This window comes from Dehalobacter sp. TeCB1 (assembly GCF_001707455.1).
GTDB lineage: Bacteria > Bacillota > Desulfitobacteriia > Desulfitobacteriales > Syntrophobotulaceae > Dehalobacter > Dehalobacter restrictus.
This window is the reverse complement of record NZ_MCHF01000022.1, coordinates 55605-79002: the sequence shown is the minus strand read 5'-3', so window position 1 is coordinate 79002 and position 23398 is coordinate 55605. Positions and strand designations below refer to the sequence as shown.

At 45.6% G+C, this 23398-nt stretch carries 17 protein-coding genes; 16 read left to right on the top strand and 1 reads right to left on the bottom strand.

Translation table 11 applies throughout. The features are described 5' to 3' along the window. The first annotated feature begins 451 nt into the window (after nucleotides 1-451). The 3 genes from A7D23_RS06370 to A7D23_RS06360 all read left to right on the top strand — a co-directional run bounded on the left by A7D23_RS06370 (nucleotide 452) and on the right by A7D23_RS06360 (nucleotide 1586). The gene (locus tag A7D23_RS06370; RefSeq protein WP_019225914.1) at nucleotides 452-727 is read left to right on the top strand and encodes an AbrB/MazE/SpoVT family DNA-binding domain-containing protein; all 276 of its coding nucleotides are present in this window, start codon (nucleotides 452-454) and stop codon (nucleotides 725-727) included. Then, nucleotides 711-1109 (top strand): putative toxin-antitoxin system toxin component, PIN family, encoded by a 399-nt coding sequence (locus tag A7D23_RS06365; RefSeq protein WP_019225915.1) that lies wholly within the window; start codon nucleotides 711-713, stop codon nucleotides 1107-1109. The genes A7D23_RS06370 and A7D23_RS06365 overlap by 17 nt, the downstream gene beginning before the upstream one ends. Before the next feature lie 213 nt (nucleotides 1110-1322). Continuing rightward, complete coding sequence (locus A7D23_RS06360) at nucleotides 1323-1586, top strand: hypothetical protein (protein WP_019225916.1); 264 nt, start codon at nucleotides 1323-1325, stop codon at nucleotides 1584-1586. A gap of 162 nt (nucleotides 1587-1748) precedes the next feature. On the opposite strand, the gene A7D23_RS06355 is transcribed toward A7D23_RS06360, so the two are convergent. Further along, complete coding sequence (locus A7D23_RS06355; protein WP_019225917.1) at nucleotides 1749-2312, bottom strand: DUF4352 domain-containing protein; 564 nt, start codon at nucleotides 2310-2312, stop codon at nucleotides 1749-1751. Nucleotides 2313-2798: 486 nt separating this feature from the next. Between A7D23_RS06355 and arr the strand changes: the two genes are divergently transcribed. The 13 genes from arr to fdnG all read left to right on the top strand — a co-directional run bounded on the left by arr (nucleotide 2799) and on the right by fdnG (nucleotide 23397). Next, on the top strand, nucleotides 2799-3233 hold the full coding sequence (gene arr / locus A7D23_RS06345; protein WP_019225919.1) for an NAD(+)--rifampin ADP-ribosyltransferase: 435 nt from the start codon (nucleotides 2799-2801) through the stop codon (nucleotides 3231-3233). A 783-nt stretch (nucleotides 3234-4016) separates the two neighbouring features. Continuing rightward, complete coding sequence (locus A7D23_RS06340) at nucleotides 4017-4868, top strand: undecaprenyl-diphosphate phosphatase (RefSeq protein WP_019225921.1); 852 nt, start codon at nucleotides 4017-4019, stop codon at nucleotides 4866-4868. 488 nt (nucleotides 4869-5356) lie between these two features. Continuing rightward, on the top strand, nucleotides 5357-6172 hold the full coding sequence (gene proC, locus A7D23_RS06335) for a pyrroline-5-carboxylate reductase (protein ID WP_336570669.1): 816 nt from the start codon (nucleotides 5357-5359) through the stop codon (nucleotides 6170-6172). After that, nucleotides 6173-7288 (top strand): glutamate 5-kinase, encoded by a 1116-nt coding sequence (gene proB, locus A7D23_RS06330; RefSeq protein ID WP_019225924.1) that lies wholly within the window; start codon nucleotides 6173-6175, stop codon nucleotides 7286-7288. Between the two features lie 135 nt (nucleotides 7289-7423). Continuing rightward, nucleotides 7424-8677, top strand: coding sequence for a glutamate-5-semialdehyde dehydrogenase (locus tag A7D23_RS06325; RefSeq protein ID WP_019225925.1), 1254 nt, complete (start codon nucleotides 7424-7426; stop codon nucleotides 8675-8677). A 547-nt stretch (nucleotides 8678-9224) separates the two neighbouring features. Beyond that, complete coding sequence (gene nuoE / locus A7D23_RS06320; protein WP_019225926.1) at nucleotides 9225-9734, top strand: NADH-quinone oxidoreductase subunit NuoE; 510 nt, start codon at nucleotides 9225-9227, stop codon at nucleotides 9732-9734. 27 nt (nucleotides 9735-9761) lie between these two features. Next, a complete protein-coding gene (gene nuoF / locus A7D23_RS06315) occupies nucleotides 9762-12848 on the top strand; it encodes an NADH-quinone oxidoreductase subunit NuoF (RefSeq protein WP_019225927.1) in 3087 nt (1028 codons plus the stop codon). 9 nt (nucleotides 12849-12857) lie between these two features. Further along, a complete protein-coding gene (locus A7D23_RS06310) occupies nucleotides 12858-14645 on the top strand; it encodes an NADH-dependent [FeFe] hydrogenase, group A6 (RefSeq protein WP_019225928.1) in 1788 nt (595 codons plus the stop codon). 234 nt (nucleotides 14646-14879) lie between these two features. Further along, nucleotides 14880-15716: an ABC transporter permease gene (locus A7D23_RS06305; RefSeq protein ID WP_019225929.1), complete on the top strand. Its 837-nt coding sequence runs from the start codon at nucleotides 14880-14882 to the stop codon at nucleotides 15714-15716. Then, the gene (locus A7D23_RS06300; protein WP_019225930.1) at nucleotides 15713-16456 is read left to right on the top strand and encodes an ABC transporter ATP-binding protein; all 744 of its coding nucleotides are present in this window, start codon (nucleotides 15713-15715) and stop codon (nucleotides 16454-16456) included. Before A7D23_RS06305 ends, A7D23_RS06300 begins: the two co-directional genes overlap by 4 nt. Nucleotides 16457-16498: 42 nt before the next feature. Beyond that, nucleotides 16499-17491: an aliphatic sulfonate ABC transporter substrate-binding protein gene (locus A7D23_RS06295; protein ID WP_019225931.1), complete on the top strand. Its 993-nt coding sequence runs from the start codon at nucleotides 16499-16501 to the stop codon at nucleotides 17489-17491. A 62-nt stretch (nucleotides 17492-17553) separates the two neighbouring features. Next, nucleotides 17554-20046, top strand: a complete 2493-nt coding sequence (hypF, locus tag A7D23_RS06290; protein ID WP_019225932.1) for a carbamoyltransferase HypF — start codon at nucleotides 17554-17556, stop codon at nucleotides 20044-20046. Between the two features lie 303 nt (nucleotides 20047-20349). Then, nucleotides 20350-23397 (top strand): formate dehydrogenase-N subunit alpha, encoded by a 3048-nt coding sequence (gene fdnG / locus A7D23_RS06280; RefSeq protein WP_083221879.1) that lies wholly within the window; start codon nucleotides 20350-20352, stop codon nucleotides 23395-23397. Nucleotide 23398: the final 1 nt, after the last annotated feature.

Sequence of the window (23398 nt, the reverse complement as noted above, 5' to 3'; positions counted from 1 at the left end):
GAATGCAGCATATTTGCTGATGAAAGGCTTTGAAAAAGTAGAAGTTGAAATCAGTTTGATAATGTTGTCTTATAATATTAAAAGAGTAATAAACATACTGGGAGTAAAGAAATTGATTGAAGTACTGGGGTAAAAGACCTTTGTATTTTTATATTTGTAGTACAACAAGAGCAATTATTGGTAAATCAATTTTATAACTGTAAATTAAGGATGAGTTTTTACACGGTCTGTCCATGGTCGTCTCTGAATATGGGGGCAGGTCCGTCGCCTAACAACGAATTTGCAAAATCTGAGAGAATATGAATGTAATAACCAGACTTCGGCAATTCGCAGAACGTTACTGTGAAATACCATGCAAAAGTGTTTTGGAAGAAGATGTAAACAACTGGTTGATAACGCATAATATGTGGTATAATAAGAAGTAAGGAAAGTAAGGAATGGAGTGATTGTAATGGAACTTGCTAGGATAACCTCAAAAGGACAAATTACAATACCAATAGGAATAAGGAAGAAACTCAACTTAAAAGAAGGGGATAAAGTTATCTTCATTGAAGAAGGCGATAAGATAGTCTTTGCTAATTCCTCCATGATAGCATTGAAAGAAATACAAGAAGGAATGCAAGGGGTAGCTGAAAAGCAGGGTATTTATTCTGAAGATGATGTTAATAACTTAGTTAAAGATATAAGAAAAGAGATTTGGGAGAAGAAATATGAGAATCATGATTGATACCAATGTGCTTATTTCGGCTATTCTTTTCCCAAAATCTCAGCTCACTATAGTAATTCAAAGTGTAACGGAAGCTCACACCCTTGTACTCTGTTCACATATTATTGAAGAACTTAATGAGATTTTTAAAAAGAAATTTAGAGAGAAAAGTCATTTGCTTGATAAGTTTTTGAGTAAGGTTGCATTTGAGCTAGTTTACACACCTGCTGATATTAATTCCGCAAACTATCCTGATATAAGGGATAAGGGGGATTTGCCGATTTTAGTATCAGCTTTATTGTCGGATGTAGATATTCTAATTACCGGGGATAAAGACTTTTTTGAAGTGGAAATTGATAAACCGGAAATTGTTTCACCTAGAGAATATTTAGAAAGATATTAATTTAGTCAGTCTTTGGGGCGCATGGTACTTCATACGAACAGCGAATTGCCAACACTTAGGAAAGATGCATCAAGTCGAGAAGCGTCGGCAATTCACGGAACGTTAAGCGACAGACCATGCGGAACCGGGCATCCTTGCACGGATCTGAAAAGTTTTGTGTGTGCTTGAATTAATGCGCATCTGTAGGATATCAAGGACAAGGAGGATATATTGATGTTCCAAAAACAAACAAAAGCACTCATTTCTATAGTTACCTTGTTTTTGGGTGGCGTTCTATTTGTATATGTAGGATTTTTTAGAGGTCGTGATATAGCAATAAGTGTATCAAGACCAGAGGGTGCAAATGGATGGACAACATCCCAAGAATTAATTTCAAGTTGTATATATTTTCCGATAATAATAGGAGTGTCCTTAATTTTACTATCAATAATCTTTTCTTCTGTATTATTTATCCACTGGATTAATAAATCTAATTAATTCGATTCTTTGTTTGTATACCATGTTGTACAAAGGGTACATTAGGCAAAAGGAGCGATAGCCATTAAAGCTATTGCTCCCATAAAATATTTAGCCTTGTTTTACATCAATTTTGGAGTTTACACAGAATTTGGGATACACCCAATCTATACTTTTCCAAGCCTATTGACCAAGGTTTATTATCTGGTACTGTCCACCAGACCATCCTAAACCACTTGAAACTTGTAATTTTAAACCTTTTAGGTTTTTAGGAATTTCAAATACAATATATCCACTTTTGCTTGTTCCCGGGTTTACCTGGGCTAGAAAGAAACTATTATCGGCGTTTACATACATGTCTGCTTCAGCCATAGCAGAATATTCTTTGCCTTCAGCATCTTTTAACTTAAATAAACTAGTATCAATGGTACGAGTCTCTTTATCATTGTTTGATACCTTTACTTTTATTAGTAAATATTCATTTTCGGTTGTTTTTTGCAAATATTCATTTTGCCCGATTTTAGTGCTCCTTTTTACCTCGCTTGCAGAATACCCAATATTTCCTGCCTTAACCTCATCATTTAGCTTATATTCCTGGGGAGTGGAAGTTTGAGGGGTAGACGAATTTGGAGCGGGAGTTGGAGCAGGGGTAGACTGACCGCCACTACATGCTTGGACAAGTATGATAATTACTATGATACATAATAGCCAAAACCACCATCGCCTATATATGGATTTATTTACCATTATATTGCCCCCTAACATTAATTTGTAATATTTATTATTTCTCAAAACATTCTTTTTGATTCAGAAACAATATATCTTGGTTCCAGCCTAAATTATGCAAAGCATTTTGTAATTATTCTAAATAAGCTGGTTATAGAAAAATATATGAATATTATTAGCTAAGCAGTTTATCTTTGAAAATAATGTTGAGGTGCAATACTATGGACAAATATACAAGTGAAGAATTAGAAGAAGCTCTACAAATTGTTTCTTCAGCTATCAGTAGATGTGAAAAAATACAGCCAAAATTTGTTGAGGGTACCTCTCAGTACACACTTCTTAAGAACAGGATAAATGCATTGTGTATTTCAAAATCATTGATAACAGATGAAATTAGTAAAAGAGGTTGCAATAACAATCGTATAAAGTTATTTACCAATGAATTATGATATTCGAGGAGTGGGTAATGGAAACAACCTGTTTCCCACGGGGAGGTAAGGATAGGAAATGAATATGAAGAACGAGCGGACGCCGTCTAAAACATTGGATCACGGACCTTTCTACCACGGCACAAAAGCCGACCTGAAGGCGAGAGACATGCTGGAACCTGGCAATAGCTCTAATTATGGCGAGAGAAAGAAGGCCAACTACGTCTATCTGACTGCCACATTGGATGCGGCAACGTGGGGAGCGGAACTGGCAGTGGGCGACGGACCCGGTCGAATCTATCGTGTAGAGCCCACAGGTCCCATCGAGGATGATCCTAATCTGACGGACAAGAAGTTTCCGGGGAATCCAACGAGGTCCTACCGAACCCAACACCCACTACGAGTAATGGGCGAGGTTTTGGACTGGAAGGGGCACTCTCCGGAGGAGCTCAAAAACATGCGAGATCACCTCGACAAGCTTAAACGGCTCGGAATCGAGGCAATCAACGATTGACTGCGTGATACTAACCTTTCTTTTTCCTTTCAGAGTAACATAATAAAAAAAACGAGCTCCTTAATTTTTAATCAGGAACTCGTTTTCACTCACTTAAGGTTTGGCTATATGAAATTAGCATCATTTTTCATCACGCCCCTTTTTAGGAGATTTTTTTGAGGACATTCTTTGACTCAGAAGCTTTTAAAGATTCAAGCCCAACTGAAGCGAGAATTTCTTCAATTATATTAATTTGTTTCTTGCTCAAATGCACACCCCCTTTCATAAAACCTAATGATACCATAGAATATATAATTTGACAAGATAAATTTATTCGCTAGACAAGTTAAATGAGCGTTAAATGAAATTGATTGCAAGGGCCGCGCCGTTCTGGCGCAAAAAAAGTGACCTCCAGCTCCCCAATTTTGGAAGGCGATTTTGATAGGTTTATACTCAAGCCTTCACCATCCGAAGCCCGTCTACGTATGCTGTAATTAAAGCTACCAAAAAGGCGGGAATCAAAATGGCAGCTCAAATTCGTCAGCGCTGACGAATTTAACCTACTACCAGGCTCTCCTCCTTCTGTGGATTATATAACCGTCAAAAAACCGGCAAACCAAAAAGTGTGGCCAGACTTGATCCGGCGGTGAAGGAAAAATGCAATAAAGACGCGAGCCGGCTTGCAAAGGTGAGTGTAAAGGAGTTTTATAACCTAAGGTTGACAGACAGCCTGTATAAGTGCCAAAATAGACCAGGTAAGAAAAAAGGGAATACATAGATCAAGATCACAGATAAGGAGACCATATGGCAACCATTCAATTTATTCTTCAATCCATTATTTTAGGCATCGTGGAAGGGATCACGGAGTTCCTGCCGGTCTCATCGACAGGCCATTTGATTATTTTTCAAAATTTAATCAACTTTCAGGGTACCAATCCGCATTATGTGGAAATGTATACGTATGTGATTCAGCTTGGAGCGATTTTGGCGGTCATTGTACTCTATTGGAAGAAGATCAAACAGACGTTGGTGGATTTCTTCCCGTCAAGGGTCGGCTACCAGGAATCCGGACTGAAATTCTGGCTGATGATTGTGCTGGCGTGCATTCCTGGCGCTACGATCGGGATTCTGTTTGACAATACCGCGGAAAAATACCTGTTTTTCCCGATTCCCGTGGCGATAACGCTTTTCCTCGGCGCAATCTTAATGATCTACGCCGAGAATAAGCTTAGAACAAAGGCACCGGTTGGACGGGACCGGGACTTGAATGTTTCCCCAAGACAGGCGGTTATGATCGGCTTATTTCAATGTTTGGCCGTTATTCCGGGGATGTCCCGTTCGGCATCGACGATTATTGGCGGATGGGTAGCCGGGCTGCCGACGGTAGCCGCCACGGAATTTTCGTTCTTTCTGGCGATTCCGGTGATGATTGGGATGAGCCTGCTGAAGGTTGTAAAAATTGGCGGTCTGGCTATACTTACTTCGCAGGAAATTTTGTCTTTGGCTGTCGGCTTCATTGTATCCTTCCTGGTTGCAGTCATCGTCATCCAGAAATTTATTTCGTATTTACAAAGAAAACCGATGCGGATTTTTGCAATCTACAGAATGATATTTGCCGTGTTCGTGCTGGCAGCTGGATTAGCCGGTTTATTCTAAATCAGCTTGTTTTATCCGAATATCATCCTGAAATCTATCAGACAACCAAATATCCGGCCAGTATTTTGGGGATATCCATCATCGAACATTCAAGTTGTTTCCGGGTATTTTTTGTGCTAGAATAAATAGGAATTGGAAAATTAAAGCTGATGATCAACCCAGTATGTTAATGGGTCATACAGAGAGGGGAACTGCGTACACGTGTGTACAAAGCTGGAAGTTCTCTTGATAGTTAACAGAAACCCAGTTGTGAAGTGAGATGAATAATCCTACGGCTGTCTCACCGTTATCTGAGCTTGAAGCGGCGTATTCGCAATTAAGGTGGTACCGCGGAAGATATACTTCTTTCGTCCTTAGATGGACAGAGAAGTATTTATTTTTTTCTGCAGAAAGTATTCTTTAATGAATCAAAATGATTTGAAAGATATCAAGGGAAAAACTTACAGGAAAAAATGGTCAAAATATTAAAATAAGAAATTAAGGATAGAATGGAGCGTGTAAATGTGCAGACAATCGGATTTATTGGAACAGGCAATCTGGCTTCGTCCGTGATTAAGGGGTTATCTCAGCAGGACACGGATTTCCGGATCATGGCCTATGATGTATTTCAGGAGAAAGCGGAACTCCTGGCCCAAACGTATGGTGTTGCGAGCGCTTCTTTTGCAGAAACTATTCAGGGATCAGATGTTATATTTCTGGCGGTAAAGCCTAAAGATATCAAAGGTCTTCTTGACCAGCTCGCTCAGTTCAATCTTACAGGAAAGCTTATTATTACGGTAGTAGCAGGAATAGGGCTGTCTGTTTACGAGCAGGCGCTTCCGGGCATTGCCGTGATCAGGGTCATGCCCAACACGTCCAGTGCGGTTCTGCAGGCTGTATCCGGATTGGCCAGAGGACGCTGTGTCACGGACGGACAGGCAAAAACGGCTGAGGCTATCTTTGCTGTTTTAGGAAAATTCCTGTGGATTAGCGACAGCAAAATGAATGCGCTGACTGCCGTCAGCGGCAGTGGCCCGGCCTATTTCTATTTCTTAACGGAACTGATGGCTCTGGCCGGTGAGAAGCTTGGCCTGACGAGGGACGAAGCTGAATTTCTGGCCGCAGAGACCATGGTCGGTGCAGGGAAAATGCTTGCGGAGAGCGGCAAAACCTCGCTGGAATTAAGAGAAGCTGTTACATCGCCGAACGGAACGACCTACGCGGCGCTGGAGAGCTTCCGGCAAGCCGGGTTGGCAGATATCGTCTATCAGGCTATGGAGGCGTGTGCCAAACGGGCTGAAGAGATGGAAGGAGAGTATGTTTGAATGAATACCCTGAAAAGGGCGGTTTTAAAAATAGGCAGCAACAGCTTAAGCCTCGCGGAAGGCGGCATTGATGAAACGGTCATCGATCAACTGGCCGGGGTCATTGCTGAACTGAAAAAGCAGGGAACAGACTGCATCCTGGTTACCTCCGGCGCTGTTGCTGCCGGGATGGCCAAGATGAAGCTGAAGGAACGTCCGAAGGATATTGTCGGCAAGCAGGCCACGGCGGCTGTTGGGCAGGGAATATTGATTGAAAGGTATTCGTACTATTTTGAGAAATATGGCATGAGCTGTGCCCAGGTCCTTCTTTCCCGGATCGACTTGGTTGAAGCCGAACATTACCGGAATGCCAAGAATACCTTGGAAAAACTGCTGAACTTCGGAGTTGTTCCGATCATCAATGAAAATGATACCGTGGTCTTCGAAGAATTATGCTTCGGGGATAATGACAGGTTATCCGCGCTGGTGGCGGGAATGATCAACGCAGATCTATTGGTCCTTCTTACGGACGTCGACGGTTTGTTTACAGCCAATCCAGTGAATAACCGGGAGGCTGTACTGATTCCGAAAGTAGAGAATGTGGCAGAGGTAAAAAATCTGGCCGACGGCACAGGGTCTGCGGTTGGGACCGGAGGCATGGTCACCAAATTAAAGGCTGCTGAAATGGCAACACGGTTCGGGACGCCGACCTTTCTGATGAATGCGTCAAGAATTGCCCAGATCAAAGACATTGTCGAAGGAAACTATCCCTTAGGGACCTATTTTCCGCCGTTGAAGCATAAGCTTAATGGAAAAAAACGCTGGATGGCTTATGCAGCATTATCGATGGGCACGGTTATCATTGACGCTGGTGCCGAAAAGGCCCTGCTTCATGACGGCAAGAGCCTGCTCGCTTCCGGAGTAACCGGGATCGAAGGATTTTGGGAGCGCAAAGATCTGATTAAAATTGTGAATAACCGCGGAGAAGAAATTGCCCGTGGTATTACCGAATTCAGCAGTGAAGAAACTGAAAAAGTCAAAGGATTCCACTCCGAGGAGATACGCAGGCTGATTCCGGAAATTAAAGCAGAGGAACTGGTTCACAGGGATAACCTGACGATTACGCAGGAATACTGATCAAGAAAGTCAAATAATTCATTGGGCGTCGGCAAAAGAATAATCTTGGATAGCAATGTAATTAAATATATGAGATATTGAATAAAAGAGATATTGAATAGGATGTACGGGAGATTGACAGGAGGTTGTTGAATCATGGATTTTGCTGAAGATCTTATCATGATTGGCCAACGGGCCAAAAATGCGGCACGCAAATTAGCTTTTACGGGTACGGAGACAAAAAATAAAGCACTGTTGGCAATGGCCCAGGCACTTCTTGATAATCAGGACGCAATTCTGGAAGCCAATGTGCTGGATATTACGGCAGCGGAGGAAAAGGGCCTCAAGAAAAGCTTAATCAACCGTCTCCGCCTTACCAGCGCCGGAATTGCGGATATCAGCAATGCGATCAAGGAAGTGGTCGGGCTGCCCGACCCTGTCGGCGGCGGAGAACTGTGGAAAAGGCCAAACGGTCTGGTTATTCAGAAGACGATGGTTCCGCTCGGTGTTGTGGCGATGATTTATGAAGCCCGGCCGAATGTGACGGTAGACGCAGCGGCACTGTGTTTAAAATCCGGCAATGCCTGCATCTTACGCGGAGGCTCGGAAGCGATTGAAAGCAATAAAGTACTGGCCAGGGTGATCTCTGAAGCCGCTGAACAGAATGGAATTCCGGAAGGTGCGATTCAGCTTATACCGAAGACGGATAGAGCGTATGCCCTACAGCTGATGCGCATGAATAAATATATCGATGTGATCATTCCGCGGGGCGGGGCGGGACTGATCCGGACAGTGGTTGAAAATTCCACCGTTCCGGTGATTGAGACCGGTACAGGGGTCTGTCATGCCTATGTTGATCTCGATGCTGATTATGAAAAGGCAGTATCGGTAGTCTTTAACGCCAAAACCCAAAAACCCGGCGTCTGCAATGCGCTGGAAACCTTGCTCGTTCATGAGGCGGTGGCGGAAGAGTACCTGCCGATGATTGGAAAAAAATTTAAAGCGTACGGTGTTGAGATCCGCGGCTGTGATAGAGTCAGAAAGATTTTGGATTATGCTGTTCCGGCAACGGAAGAAGATTGGTCGACGGAGTACCTTGATTTGATTATCAGCGTTAAGGTTGTCAACAGTATTGACGAAGCGCTGGATCATATTTATACGTATAGCACGAAGCATTCTGAGACGATCATTACCGAAAACTACACGGCCTCTCAGCGTTTTTTAAATGAAATCGATGCGGCTGCGGTTTATGTCAATGCTTCAACGCGTTTTACCGATGGCGGAAGGTTCGGTTTTGGCGCTGAAATTGGCATTAGCACGCAAAAGCTGCATGCCCGCGGTCCGATGGCTTTGCCGGAACTGACGACCATCAAATATATTGTTTATGGAAACGGCCATATTGTGGAATAGCATCCATGACGCAGACCAAATTTAGGGGAATATATATAGATACTCCAAGTTCTGGTATGAATGCTTATAGGTTTCTTTGTGTATCTTTGTGTTGCGGTCAAATCTAGCGGGTGCTATAATTTTTCAAGGGATATCTTATATTTATTCTGATGGATATTTAGGATTATGAAATAAATATTGACGGTTGTTTTTTACATATTTGTGTTATCGCTGCATACTTTTTACTGTACCGGGACGGCTTTGGGAGATTTCTTTTCCCCGTTTTGATGATCTGTACGTAAAAGGTATGAGACCTTGAACGATTCCATTGGAGGGTGTCAGCACAGTTTGTGTTATACCATAGATAAGTTTCAATGACAGGGGGGCGATATTTTTTGTTTTTTGGGTTTGTGATTGTTGGGACAAAGGCCAATAAGTAACGAAGTTTTTTGGTATATCAAAAAAGTTTAGTGTTTTTTGATATATTAAGAAATGTAGGGAGGAATTCTTTTTTTTTGGACACTGATTGCGAATTTGAACACGAATAGGTACCCTAAGGAGGTAAACAATGAGCAACAAAGTTGAGAATTGTCAATGTTGCTGTAGCGAAGAAACTGACCAACAAAAATTGGACATGATTGCTGAAGTAATAGAAAAATACAAGAATAGAGAAGGAAGCCTGATTCAAGTTCTTCATATGGCTCAGAATATTTATGGATATTTGCCTCTGAAAATCCAGAGATTTATTGCAGAAAGCATGAACATGCCTTTGTCGGAGGTATCGGGCGTTGTTACTTTTTACTCTTTCTTTTCGACGCAGCCCAGAGGAAAGCACATTATCCGTGTTTGCCTTGGTACGGCTTGCTACGTAAGGGGTGGCAAGAAAATTATCGACCGTCTGGAACAGATCCTGGACATAGAAGTTGGCGGAACAACGAAAGACAGGCTCTTCACTTTTGAGGTAGCCCGTTGTATCGGTGCCTGTGGACTGGCTCCGGCGATGATGATCGACGATGTCGTGTATAAGCAGGTTAACCCGGATAAGCTTGATAGTATCCTGAATAAATATAGAAATTAGGGTAGGGCTGGAGGTGAAATAAAGCGCATGAAAATCAATCGTGTTGCTGATTTGGATCAAATTAAAAAGGAATACAGTGAAAAACTGTCCAAGTATAATTATCAAATCCTTGTATGCGGAGGCGCAGGTTGTGTATCCTCCAACTGCGGTGAAGTATCCGCTGCGCTTGTGAAATATCTGGAAGAATACGAGCTTCAGGACAAGGTTGCAGTTAGTGAGACAGGCTGTATGGGAACTTGTGCTGTCGGTCCTGTCCTTCTTATTCTGCCTGATGAGACTTTTTATACGGATGTTAATCCCGAAAAAATGGCCGAGATCGTAAAATCCCACATTATCAACGGTACGGTGCTGGAAAAGTATACATTCTACGATCAGACGCTTGGCAAACACGTTCCAAATATTAAGGATATTGATTTTTTCAAAGACCAGGTCAAAATTGCGCTCAGAAATTGCGGACAGATCGAATACGCTTCGATTGACGCTTATATAGCCAAAGACGGTTATTATGCGATTGCCAAAGCTGTGGGTGGCATGAAGCAGCAGGATGTTGTCGATGAAGTTAAAAAGTCCGGCATCAGAGGCCGCGGCGGTGCCGGGTTCCCTACAGGCATCAAATGGGAAGCTGGAATGAAATCAACGAGCGATCAGAAATTCATGGTCTGCAATGCTGACGAAGGAGACCCTGGTGCGTTCATGGACAGAAGCGTCATCGAAGGTGACCCGCACAGTGTCATTGAAGGGATGATGCTCGGTGGTTATGCGATTGGTGCAAGCATGGGCTATGTCTATATCCGGGCGGAGTATCCGATTGCCGTTGAACGTCTGGGTGCCGCGATTGAAGAAGCCCGCGAATGCGGCCTGCTCGGAGCGAAACTGTTTGGTTCGGATTTTGAGTTCAACCTGGAAATCCGGATTGGCGCAGGCGCTTTTGTCTGCGGTGAAGAAACATCCTTGATGGCTTCGATCGAAGGCAAACGCGGAGAACCCAAACAAAAACCACCGTTCCCGTTCGAACGCGGCTTGTTTGGCAAACCGACCATTATCAACAACGTAGAAACCCTTGCCTGCATTCCTCCGATTATTCTGAAGGGTTCGCACTGGTATTCGCAGTTTGGCACTGAAAAGAGCAAAGGCACCAAGGTCTTCGCACTGGCCGGAGATATCGTCAATACCGGTATCGTCGAAGTCCCGATGGGCATGAGCCTCGGCAATATTTTGTTCAATATTGGCGGGGGCATTCCCGGAGGTAAAAACTTCAAGGCTGCCCAGGCCGGCGGCCCTTCAGGCGGCTGTATCACGAAGGAATATCTGAATACGCCGATGGATTATGAAAATATCAGCAAAATCGGTGCCATTATGGGATCCGGCGGACTGGTCGTCATGAATGAGGATACCTGTATGGTCGATACCGCCAGGTACTTCATGGATTTCATCCAGGATGAGTCCTGCGGAAAATGCGTTCCTTGCCGTGTGGGAACCAAGAGAATGCTCGAGATCCTGGAACGCATTACCAAGGGAGAAGGCCAGGAAGGCGATATCGAACTTCTCGAAGAGCTCGGCGCTCAGATCAAAGAAACCGCCATGTGCGGTTTGGGTCAGACGGCTCCCAATCCGGTCTTAAGCACCATCCGGTATTTCCGTGACGAATACGAAGAGCATATCAAGAACAAATACTGCCGCGCCGGCGTATGTTCGGATTTGTTCCTTTCGCCGTGTGAGAATGCCTGCCCGGCAAGCGTCAATGTACCCGGATATATGGGCTTGATCTCGGCAGGAAGATATATCGATGCTTACAACCTTATCAGACAGGAAAATCCGTTTCCGGCTATTTGCGGAAGAATTTGCACGCACCCGTGCGAAAGCAAATGCCGCAGGGCGCAGCTGGACGAAGCGATCTCGATTTCCGATCTGAAACGGTTCGTGGCGGATTATGCGTTCAAGCATGAAGAAGAATCCACGAAAGACATTGTCTTCCCGAAAAACGGCAAGAGCGTCGGCATTATCGGCGCAGGTCCTTCAGGCTTGACTTGCGGCTATTACCTGGCAAGACTTGGCTATGAGGTCGATGTTTATGAAGCAGCGCCTGTGGCCGGAGGCCTACTTGCATTTGGTATTCCGGAATACAGGCTGCCCAAAGACGTGCTCAAGCATGAAATCAAACTGATTGAGCAAGTCGGCGTCAAGATCCATCTGAATACCGAAGTAGGCAATGACGTCAGCTTCGCCGGGCTGCGCAAAAAACATCATTCCATTTATATTGCAACAGGAACCCAGCTGTCCAACAAGATCAATATCCCAGGCGAAGACCTCGAGGGGGTTGTTCACGGCTTGAATTTCCTGCGCAATGTGAACCTCGGACAGGATGTGAAGATCGGTGAAACCGTAGCGATTATCGGCGGCGGCAATACTGCGATTGATGCAGCCAGAACGGCTTTAAGGTTAGGCGCTAAGAAAGTCAATGTTTTGTATAGAAGAACTATTCAAGATATGCCTGCTGATGCCAGAGAAATCTGCGATATGATTGAAGAAGGCATTGAAATTATTCCGCTGGTTGCCCCGACCCGTTTTATTGGCAAAGACAAAATCGAAGCAATTGAATGCGTCAGAATGAAGGTGAGCGGCTTTGATTCTGCCGGCAGAAGAAAACCAAAAATTGAAGAAGGGTCCAATTTCACCCTGAAGGTCGATATGGTCATCCCGGCGGTCAGCCAGTCTTCGGATCTGCCGTTTGTCGGAATGGATGATGTTGAATTAACAGACTGGGGAACTTTTATTACGGATAAAGATACCTTGATGACCACGATGGATGGCGTATTTGCCGGCGGTGACGTTGCCAGAGGTTCCGATGTCGCGATCACGGCAATTGCGGACGGTAAGAAGGCGGCATCTTCCATTGACCTCTACCTGGGCGGCAAAGGCGTGCTGAATAAAGGCGAAAAGATCGAAATTCCTGCGCCGGCAGATCAGGACGAACTCGTTGAGCATGCCAGATTCCCAATGGAAGTTCTTGACCCTGAAAAGAGAAAAGACTGCTTCTGCGAGGTGGCTCAAGGGTACCACAAGCTCAATGCAATTGCAGAATCTATGCGCTGTTTACGCTGTGACAGGAGGTAGGGTAAAGGCATGGTAAATTTAAGAATTAATAACAAAAGTGTTTCCGCTTTGGAGGGCGCGACTATCCTGGAAGCCGCGAAACAGAACAATATTCATATTCCCAACTTGTGCTATTTGGAAGGCGTTCATAAGTTTGGTTCCTGCAGACTGTGCGTTGTTGAAGTCGAAGGGGCCAAGAGCCTTCAGCCTTCCTGCATGGTTACGGTCAGAGAAGGAATGGTTGTTAAAACCAACACCGAAAAAGTCCGGAAGGCCCGAAAAGTCCTTTATGAACTGATTCTGTCCGACCATCCGAAAGACTGCCTAAACTGCGAACGCAATCAAAGCTGCGAGCTGCAGGAAATGGGTAATATGCTCGGCGTCAGTGAAGCCCGTTTTGAAGGAAAACGTTCAGCCGGCTGCATCGACAAATCCCCTTCCATTACCCGGGATATGTCCAAATGCATTCTTTGCCGCAGATGTATCACTGTCTGCAACGAAATTCAGCAGGTTGGCATTCTGAATGCACAAAACCGCGGATTTAAGACGGTTGTCGGTCCTGCTATGGATCTGCCGATCAATTCCGTAAACTGTGCTTACTGCGGACAGTGTACGGTGGTCTGCCCGGTAGGCGCGCTGAAGGAAACCGATGCGATCCAGGATGTCTGGCAGGCGATCAATGATCCCAATAAACGCGTTGTTGTTCAGGTTGCCCCTGCGATTAGGGCTGCAATCGGTGAAGAGTTCGGGCTGGAACCTGGGACACTCGTTACCGGTAAACTCGCTTCTGCTTTGAGAGAACTTGGCTTCGACGATGTGTTCGACACCAACTTTACGGCTGACCTGACCATTATGGAAGAAGGCACCGAATTCTTGACCAGGGTGAAAAATGTGCTGACCGGCGGCCAGGCTGCCCTGCCGATGATTACAAGCTGCAGCCCGGGCTGGATCAAATATGTTGAGCATGCCTATCCGGAAGAACTTGACCATCTCTCGACCTGTAAATCCCCGCATACCATGCTTGGGGCGCTGGCGAAGTCCTATTATGCCGACAAGATCGAAGTGGATCCGAAGGACATGTATGTTGTATCGATCATGCCCTGTACGGCCAAGAAGTTCGAAATTTCCAGACCGGAAATGCAGAACAATGGCGTACCGAATGTCGATGCCGTACTGACGACCAGAGAACTTGCCAAGATGATTAAGGAAGCCGGCATTGATTTTGTAAACCTCGAAGACAGCAAATTTGACAATCCGCTGGGTCTTTCCTCCGGTGCTGCCGATATCTTCGGTGTTACCGGCGGTGTTATGGAAGCTGCCCTGCGTACGGTTTACGAAGTGGTTACGGGACGGGAACTGCCGTTTGATAAGCTCCATGTTACTCCGATCGTTGGCCTGGAACAGATTAAGACAGCGGATGTGATCATCGAGAATCCTGTTGAGGCTTATAAGTTCCTCGATGGAGTTACGGTAAAAGTTGCTGTAACCAGTGGTCTGGCAGGAGCGAAGATCCTTCTGGACCAAATTGCCAAAGGTGAATCCCCCTATCACTTTATCGAAGTGATGGGATGCCCCGGCGGCTGCATCAGCGGCGGTGGACAGCCCAGACCGACCACACCGGAGATTCGTCAGAAACGTCTCCAGGCTATTTATAAGGAAGATGAAGGCAAACAGCTCAGGAAATCTCATGAGAATGAGGATGTCATGAAACTGTATGCCGAGTTCCTGAAAGAACCCAATGGCCATAAGTCGCATGAACTGCTGCACACGTATTATACGCAGCGCGGCAAGTTTAACGAATATCTCTGCAAGTCGTAATCTTGCTATCACAACCAGATTTCTCAATATTTTTGCTGATTTCTTCAAATTATTGCATTCTTGCACAAAATTATTTCGTGCGAGGGATGCAACTTCCCTAGAAAACACCTCGTCAAGAAAGAGCCTAATGCGTAGAATGCTTAGGCTCTTTCTTTTTCTTTCCGAATGTTGTAGTATTAATTCCCAAGGAAACAGTGCAGCTTTAATTCGAGCTAAGGGTAGGTACACCACTTGATGCAAATCAATCAGGAAAAAACGGAAAAAAGGTTTGACCGGCATGGAAATCCACATAACCGGACAAAGCTTCTGAATATACTCAGAGGGGCGGTTTTCCCATCAGCTGTGATTGTAGTTTGGGAATTAGCGGCACGCAGCAGTCTGGTTAATACCTACATCTTGCCTCCGCCAAGTGAGATTTTAAAAACATTTCTGCATATGCTTGCAACCGGGATTTGGGAAGAACATCTGCTGGCAAGTTTGCGGAGATTGGTGTACGGGTTCTTTTTGACGGTTGTTTTTGCAGTTCCGATGGGTATTCTGGTAGGCAAAGTCAGAGGGTTCAGGCATTGGGTGAATCCTACGCTGCATTTTTTGCAGCAGATCCCGCCAATCGCTTGGATCCCGATTTTTATGCTTCTGCTCGGGATTGATGAAGCCTCAAAAGTTGCAGTGATTGTGTATGCCTCATTTTTTCCGGTTTTCCTGAATACGGTGCAGGGCGTCACCAGTGTAGATCCGAAGCTGATTGAAGTTGGCCATGCCTATATGCTTACTCCGTGGGAAATGGTCAAAAAGGTGTATATTCCTTCGGCGGCTATGTCGATTTTTGTGGGTCTGAGGCTGGGGTTAAGTAATTGCTGGCGGGCATTGGTCGGAGCTGAACTGCTGGGTGCATCCTCAGGGATAGGCTATCTGATTATTGAAGGCAGGCAATTAGCTCAGTCCGATAAGATATTTGTCGCGATGTTTACCATCGGAGCTGCCGGGATGCTGATCGACTTTTTCCTCAGAAAGATTGAAAATAAACTGATGCCGTGGAAAAAGATGTATCAGGCAGGTGAGCGCAAATGAATAAGGTTTTAGTCGAAGTCCGTGATGTCGGTAAGGTTTTCCACAGCGACTGGGGAAGTATTGAAGCCCTGAAAGAGGTCAATTTCCGGTGCAACCAATCAGAATTTGTCAGTATTGTCGGAGCCAGCGGGTGCGGCAAAACTACGTTACTCCGGATTATTGCAGGCTTGGAACCCCCGAGCAGCGGAGAAGTGCTGATTGATGGAGAAAACATTGACGGGCCCGGTTATGGGCGTGCCGTCGTATTTCAGGAACCGCGGCTCTTTCCGTGGCTGACCGTTGAAAAAAATACCGCGCTGGGTATCCAAGGAGTAGAGAAACAAGACGAAGTTGAGAAAATTGTCGCCAGCTCGCTTCAGTTAGTAGGGTTAACACAGTTCAGCAAAGCGTATCCTTACGAACTGTCCGGCGGAATGGCCCAAAGGGTGTCTTTGGCGCGAGCGCTTACTTTTAAACCGAAAGTATTCTTGATGGATGAGCCGTTTTCGGCCCTTGATGCCCAGACCAGGGCCAGAATGCAGGAAGAAATCATTGATCTTTGGCAGAAAACCGGAAAAACGGTTATCCTTGTCACCCATGATATCGAAGAAGCACTGACTGTCAGTCAAAAAATCATGATTATGTCGCCGTCTCCCGGTACGATCAAAGAGGTACTGGAAGTACCTTTTGCTTATCCAAGAAATCCTGATAGGTTAGAATTTATCAACATGAGGAAAACTATACTAGAGGCCATTCGCTAAGTGAATCAAATGTTTTCGATAAGTATTAGTAGGAGGATTATCATGAAGAAGTATCTTAAAATTTGTATTACTGTATTATTATCATTATTGCTGCTGATTTCGGTGACAGGCTGTCAGCCGAATACGGCCAAACAGCAGGAAAAACCAAAAATTATTAATATATCGTATTCGACGAAGCCTTTGAACGCCCCGGCAATTGTAGCACTGGAGAAAAAGATGTTTGAAGACGAATTTGCGAAGGATGAAATTCAGGTGAAGTGGTACGAATTGGAAGGTCCGGCAACAACGGAAGCCCTTGCTGGCAAATCAATTGATTTTGCCACATCACTGAATTATGTTTCGGCCATCATTTCGAATGCGAACGGCAACGATATTAAGATTCTTTCAAGCTATTCCAAGTTTCCGAAGGGGATCGGCCTGGTTGCAGCTAAAGGTGGCGAAATTGCATCCGTAGCGGATCTGAAGGGAAAAAAGGTCGCCCTGCAGAAGGGAACGATGCTGCATGAAATGCTGATCAAAGCGCTTGCCGAGGCAGGCATGTCTGCCAATGACGTAGAAATAATCAGCATGGCCTCAGCTGACGCGCTAAACGCGTTGCTGCAAAAACAAGTGGATGCTGCGGTCATCCCCGATCCGCTGCTGACCAAAGGGATTGCTTCCCAAAAAATCACCCTGATCCGGAATGCTGAAGGCCTTATCCTGGGTCAGGCTGTAATCGCCGCGCGAACAGAGTTTATTCAGAAGTACCCTGAAACAACAAAGCGTTTTCTGGAAATTCATCAGCAAATATTGGACTGGATCCAGGAAAATCAGGATGAGGCTTTGCGAATGACGACTGACGCCAATGGAATGGAGCTTAAAGCAGTAACTGCTTTATATCCGAAATTTGATTTTACAATGCCGATTGACAGTCAGGACATTGAAAAACTTAAAGAATCTGCTGAATTTCTCAAAGCGAATGGTTTTATCAAGTCCGATGTTGATCCCGACGAGCTGATCAATCATCTGGTTGATACCGGATATCTTCCCAAATAACCTTAGAGAAAAGACCCAATGTAAAAATAAGGATGATATTTCAAACAGAAGAGTGGTAAAACGTGATAAGAGCTGTAAAAATTCTGATCAACGGCATTGTTCAGGGTGTCGGCTTCAGGCCGTTTATTTTTAAACTTGCCCGGGAGCTGGACATTAAAGGCTGGGTAAACAATTTCAGCGGCGGAGTCGAGATTCAGGCTGAAGGGGAACGGGTGGAAGACTTTATTCGCAGAATCAGAGCAGACCAGCCGGCTTTGGCTGTGATCGTTTCGCTGGAGATAACAGAGATCCCGGTTCAGCATTACCGGGAGTTCACGATCACAGAAAGCAGGGAGTCCGAAGACAAGGATGTTTTGATCTCCCCGGATGTTGCAGTATGCAGGGACTGCCTGCAGGAGATGTTTCACAGTAAGGACCGGCGCTACCTCTATCCGTTTATTAATTGTACCAATTGCGGTCCGCGCTACACAATTATTAAGGATCGGCCTTATGACCGCGAGAAAACGACCATGGCGGGTTTTCAGATGTGCCCGGAATGCCATCAGGAATATCAGGATCCGCTGGACAGGCGGTTTCATGCTCAGCCGACTGCTTGTGCGGTCTGCGGGCCAGCACTTAAACTACTGGATTGTACAGGCAATGAAATTAGCGGCAACGGGATCGGCATTAACTTGCTGCAGGAAGGCGCGATTCTGGCCGTCAAAGGTCTTGGCGGCTTTCATCTTGTCTGTGATGCCTGCAATGATGAGGCGGTCAGCAGATTGCGCCGGGTCAAAGAGCGCGGAGCAAAACCATTTGCTGTCATGGCCAGGAATATTGAAACCGCCCTCAAAGAGGTGACCATAACGGAGCTCGAAAGATCGACGCTTGCCGGTCCCTCTGCACCAATTGTCCTGCTGCCGCGAAAGAAGAATAGGAATAGCCGGATTTCTCCGCAAACGGCACCCGGCCTTCAATCACTTGGCATCATGCTGCCGTATACACCGGTTCATCATCTGCTCTTTCAGGGGACCTATGATTATCTCGTGATGACCAGCGCAAACCTGAGTGGACAGCCTTTAATCTATGACAATCAGGAAGCGTTGGCAGGACTAAGCGGAATTGCAGATTATTTTCTTCTAAACAACAGAGATATTTATCATCCGTGTGATGACTCAGTCATGCAGATGATCGGGGATCGAATGATCTTTATCCGTAGGGCCAGGGGCTATGTGCCGCTGCCGCTATTTTTAAAACAGGAGATCAAAACAACGATTGTCGGTCTGGGCGGAGAAATGAAAAATGCTTTCTGCCTTGCTTCCGGAAAGATGGCTTTCATGAGCCAGTATATTGGAGATATGCATGGATATGAAAATTTGGAACGATTTGAACAGGAGTTATACTCCTTTCAGAAAGTAACGAGCATCGTTCCGCGAAAAGCTGCTTATGATATGCATCCGGAATATTCGACGACCCGGATTGCCCGGTCGATGGATTGCCCGAAATTTCGCGTTCAGCACCATCATGCCCATCTCGTCAGCGTGATGGCTGAACATGGGATGGATGATCCGATGCTCGGCCTGATTTGCGACGGGACAGGTTATGGCGAGGACGGCAGGATCTGGGGCTTTGAGTATCTTTTCGGAAATCAGGAAGGCTATGAGCGCAAAGCACACCTTGAATACTTGCCCTTGCCCGGCGGCGATGCCGGAGCCAAATATCCGCTCAGGATTGCCTATGCTTACCTGAAGAAACTTATGACGCAAGAAGAATGGCAGCAGACGGAACCGCTTTGGACAAAATTATCTTCTCAGGAAAAGAATATCCTGGATGGCCAGCTTCGAAGCGGATTCCAGCTGTTTGAAACTTCCAGCGCAGGACGCCTCTTTGACGCGGTCAGCGGTATGCTCGGAATTTGTACAGAAGTGACATACGAGGGACAGGCAGCGATTGAACTGGAGAGTGTGGCCGAGAAATGGCTGGAAGACGGAAATACGGGTACACAAAAAAACCGGAACGAATTCCTAGAAATAACGCTGCAAGCTTCAATGAGGGTCAAGGCGTTGGCCGCTCTCTTGGACCAATACGAGAAAACCGGTCAGACAAATGCAGAGGGACGCTTGCGTCTTATTGAGCAATATAACGAAATGGCCGGCAGGACAGATGGAAGTTTCTGTCCGGACTTATATCCGGCTTTATATCCAGCCTGTCTGGAGATTTCAGGTGAACCGCAGCCCGGTGTTCTTCACGTAAAAGTGGGGAGCCTCTTAAAAGAGATCTCCAACGATGTGCTGCTTCAGAAAGACCCTGGGGAAGCTGCGCTTAGATTTCACTATTCTTTAGCGTGTCAGATGCTAGAAACGGCGTTGTTTATTGGTCTTGAAAACAAAAAACTGCCGATTGCAGGGGGTGTTTTTCAAAATAAGCTGTTGACCGAGATTCTACTGTTCTTGGCGGGAGAGATCGGGGTAGAGATCCTTTACCCGCAGAAACTCCCGTCTGGGGACGGCGGTCTTGCCTTCGGTCAGGTGCTGATTGCAAATGAGGCACTTAAGAAGGAACCAGTCAGCAATTGACCCTTATTTTACATCTTAGTCGATATTAGTCGCAAGAAAACGCTTCAAATAGAAATTTGAGGCGTTTTTTTTTGCGAACCAAGGAGACTAAAAAGCGGTGACGGCCACAGAGGAACCAAAAATGTTAAGACGTTTGACAAGTATTCGCAAAAAAAGCCCAATTCTGTTAAGTAATTAACAATACTTGATTAATTTCCTATGTCAGTTTAATATTAATGACATTGCAGGTTAGAATATTCAGAAAATTTAAAAACTTGCAAAAAGTAAAAATTGTTGTGTTAAAAAAAGTAAAGGAGGAGAAAAATGGATTTATCAAGACGTAATTTCCTGAAACTATCAGGAGCTTCCTTGGCTTCGCTGGCGCTTGGCCTTGGTTTTGATCCCGACCTCGCTCAGGCTCAGGGATATGCACTTAAGATTGAAGGTACAAAAAAAATTCCGAGCATTTGCCATTTTTGTTCCGGAGGGTGCGGCTTGCTTCTCTATATCAAAGATGAAAAGCTGGTGTATTTAGCCGGGGATCCCGATCATCCGACCAATAACGGGGCACTTTGTTCTAAGGCAGCCAGCTTGAGAGAAGTTGCTTATTCTGAGGCTCGGATTACGAAACCGATGTATCGTGCTCCGGGGGCAAATGAATGGCAGGAAATATCCTGGGACGAGGCTATCGACAAAGTAGCCAAAAAAGTCAAAGATGTCAGGGAGAAAACCTGGAAGGCTGATGCCGATGTCATTAACGCAGCTACAGGGAAGACCGAGAAACTCGCTGTCAACAGGGCTGAGGGGATTGCTGTTTTAGGATCGGCTGAAATCGATAATGAAGAATCCTACTTAGTTAAAAAACTATCAATGCTTTTAGGGACGCCCTATAACGAACATCAGGCCCGGATATGACACGCGCCCACGGTGGCAAGTTTGTCACCTTCATTTGGCCGTGGTGCCATGACCAATTCCTGGCCGGATCTGATGAATGCTGAACTATTCTTAATTGCAGGCTCAAATTGTGCCGAAAACCATCCCATTGCTATGCGGTGGATCAATAAGGCCAAGGAGCGCGGAGCAAAAGTGATTGTGGTTGATCCCCGTTTTACACGGACAGCCTCGCAGGCAGATATATTTGCTCAGATTCGCCCGGGTACAGATATTGCCTATCTGGGGGCTATCATCAATTATATATTGGAAAATGAGCTCTATGATCACGATTATGTCCTTAACTACACAAATGCTCTGTACAAAATAAGCAAGGATTTTCAATTCAAGGATGGACTATTTTCCGGATTTGACCCCGAAAAGAAAAAATACAAAACCGATAGTTGGGGTTATCAGCTAGACGAATCTAACAAACCGGTTAAAGCTCTGGTCCTTACTGATCCTGACAGCGTCTTCAGCAAATTGAAAGAGCATTATTCCCGTTATGATATGAAAACTGCTGAGAATATTACAGGGATACCTGCATCAAAAATTAAGGAAATTGCTGATGCTTTCTGCAGTGCCAAACCCGCGTCCATCCTTTATGCATTGGGGATGACCCATCACACAACGGGCGTGCAAGGTATCCGGTGTTACGGCATTATCCAGCTGTTGATGGGCAATATCGGCAAAGCGGGAGGCGGTATCAACGCTTTGCGCGGCGAGCCGAATGTCCAGGGTTCCACGGATATGGCCAATCTCTATAATAATCTGCCAGGTTATCTTCCGGCCCCCTCCCATTCCGACAAGACACTCAAAGATTATTTGGTACGAAACGGCTCCAACCGGGAAAAACATCTCGTATCGTTATTGAAGGCCTGGTTCGGAGATAAAGCGACCAAGGAAAACGACTATTGTTTCAATTATCTGCCAAAGTATGATTCCAATGTTAATTCAAGTTTGGTTCGAATTTGGGATGCGGTGAATAAAGGCCAATTCCAGATGATGTTGAATATTGGCTCCAATTCATTGGTATCCGTACCAAACCTCGAAGTGGTCCGCCAGGCTTTGCCCAAACTAGAGATGTTGGTTGTCTCTGATCTATTTGAAATTGAGACTGCCCAGTTCTGGCGGGAGCCCGGTGTTGATCCATCTAAAATTATGACGGAAGTAATCTTTTTACCGGCTGCCTTTGTCTATGAAAAAGACGGGACGCTGACGAACTCAGGCCGCTGGGTTCAGTGGAAGGATGCAGCGCTCAAGCCCCTTGGCGAATGCAAACCGGATTTGGATATGCTCGATCTGTTGTATAAGCGGGTGAAAAGCTTATATGAAGGCAGTACTAATCCCAAAGACAGACCGATTCTCGATGCGCGCTGGGATTACGGCCATGAGCCGAAAGCGCTTAAGGTTTTGCAGGAATTAAACGGCTATGATGAAACAAGCGGGGAATTATTGCCGACATTAGCCGATTATCTCAAAGCACCGGTCGGGTCAGTATCTACCGGATGCTGGATTTATGCCGGTGTTACCGGGAAAGGCAATTTGGCTGCACGCCGGGGAGATGCAGATCCCTCCGGACTTGGATTGTTCCGCGAATGGAGCTTTGCTTGGCCGGGAAATATCCGTATTTTATACAATCGTGCATCCTGTGATGCCCAGGGACAGCCTGTGGATCCCAAACGCAAATTAATTTGGTGGGATGCGGCCAAAAATGTTTGGGCCGGCAATGACGGTGCTGACGTAGTCGACAAGACCAAAGGGCCTGACACTCCAGAAGGAAAGCTGGCTTTCCGTATGAATCCGGAAGGAGTAGGGCGTTTGTTTGCAGGCAAATATACAAGCGGGATACCAACAACGCCTTCAGCAGACGGCAAACCGGTTGGCGGCGTGAATGTAGGAGGGATCTGCAACGATGGTCCGCTACCAGAGTTTTACGAGCCGGTGGAAAGCCCTGCGGAAAATATCTTCCATCCGAATGTATCAAGCAATCCGATTGTGGCAATGCCCAAAACATTGCCCGATGTTCAGAAGGTTGGTAACCGTAAAGATTATCCCTATGTGCTGACGACGTATGGCGTAAGCGAACACTTCTGTGCCGGCGGTATCACCCGCAACATTCCGATGCTGAACGAACTGATGCCGGAACCTTTTGCAGAAATCAGCAAAAACCTTGCAGCAAAAATTGGCGTACAAGATGGAGATCGCGTTGAAATATCCTCGGCACGCGGCAAGGTTGAGATTCGTTGTCTTGTCACAGACCGCATTCAGTCGTATGAGGTACATGGACAGCCGACCGAAACGATCGGTGTACCTTGGAGTTGGGGTTTTGCATCTTTAAATCCTGGATCAAGCATCAATGAAGTAACCATCGGCGTAATTGACCCGACAGCAGGAACACCCGAATATAAATGTTGTCTGGTCAATATAAGGAGGGCTTAGA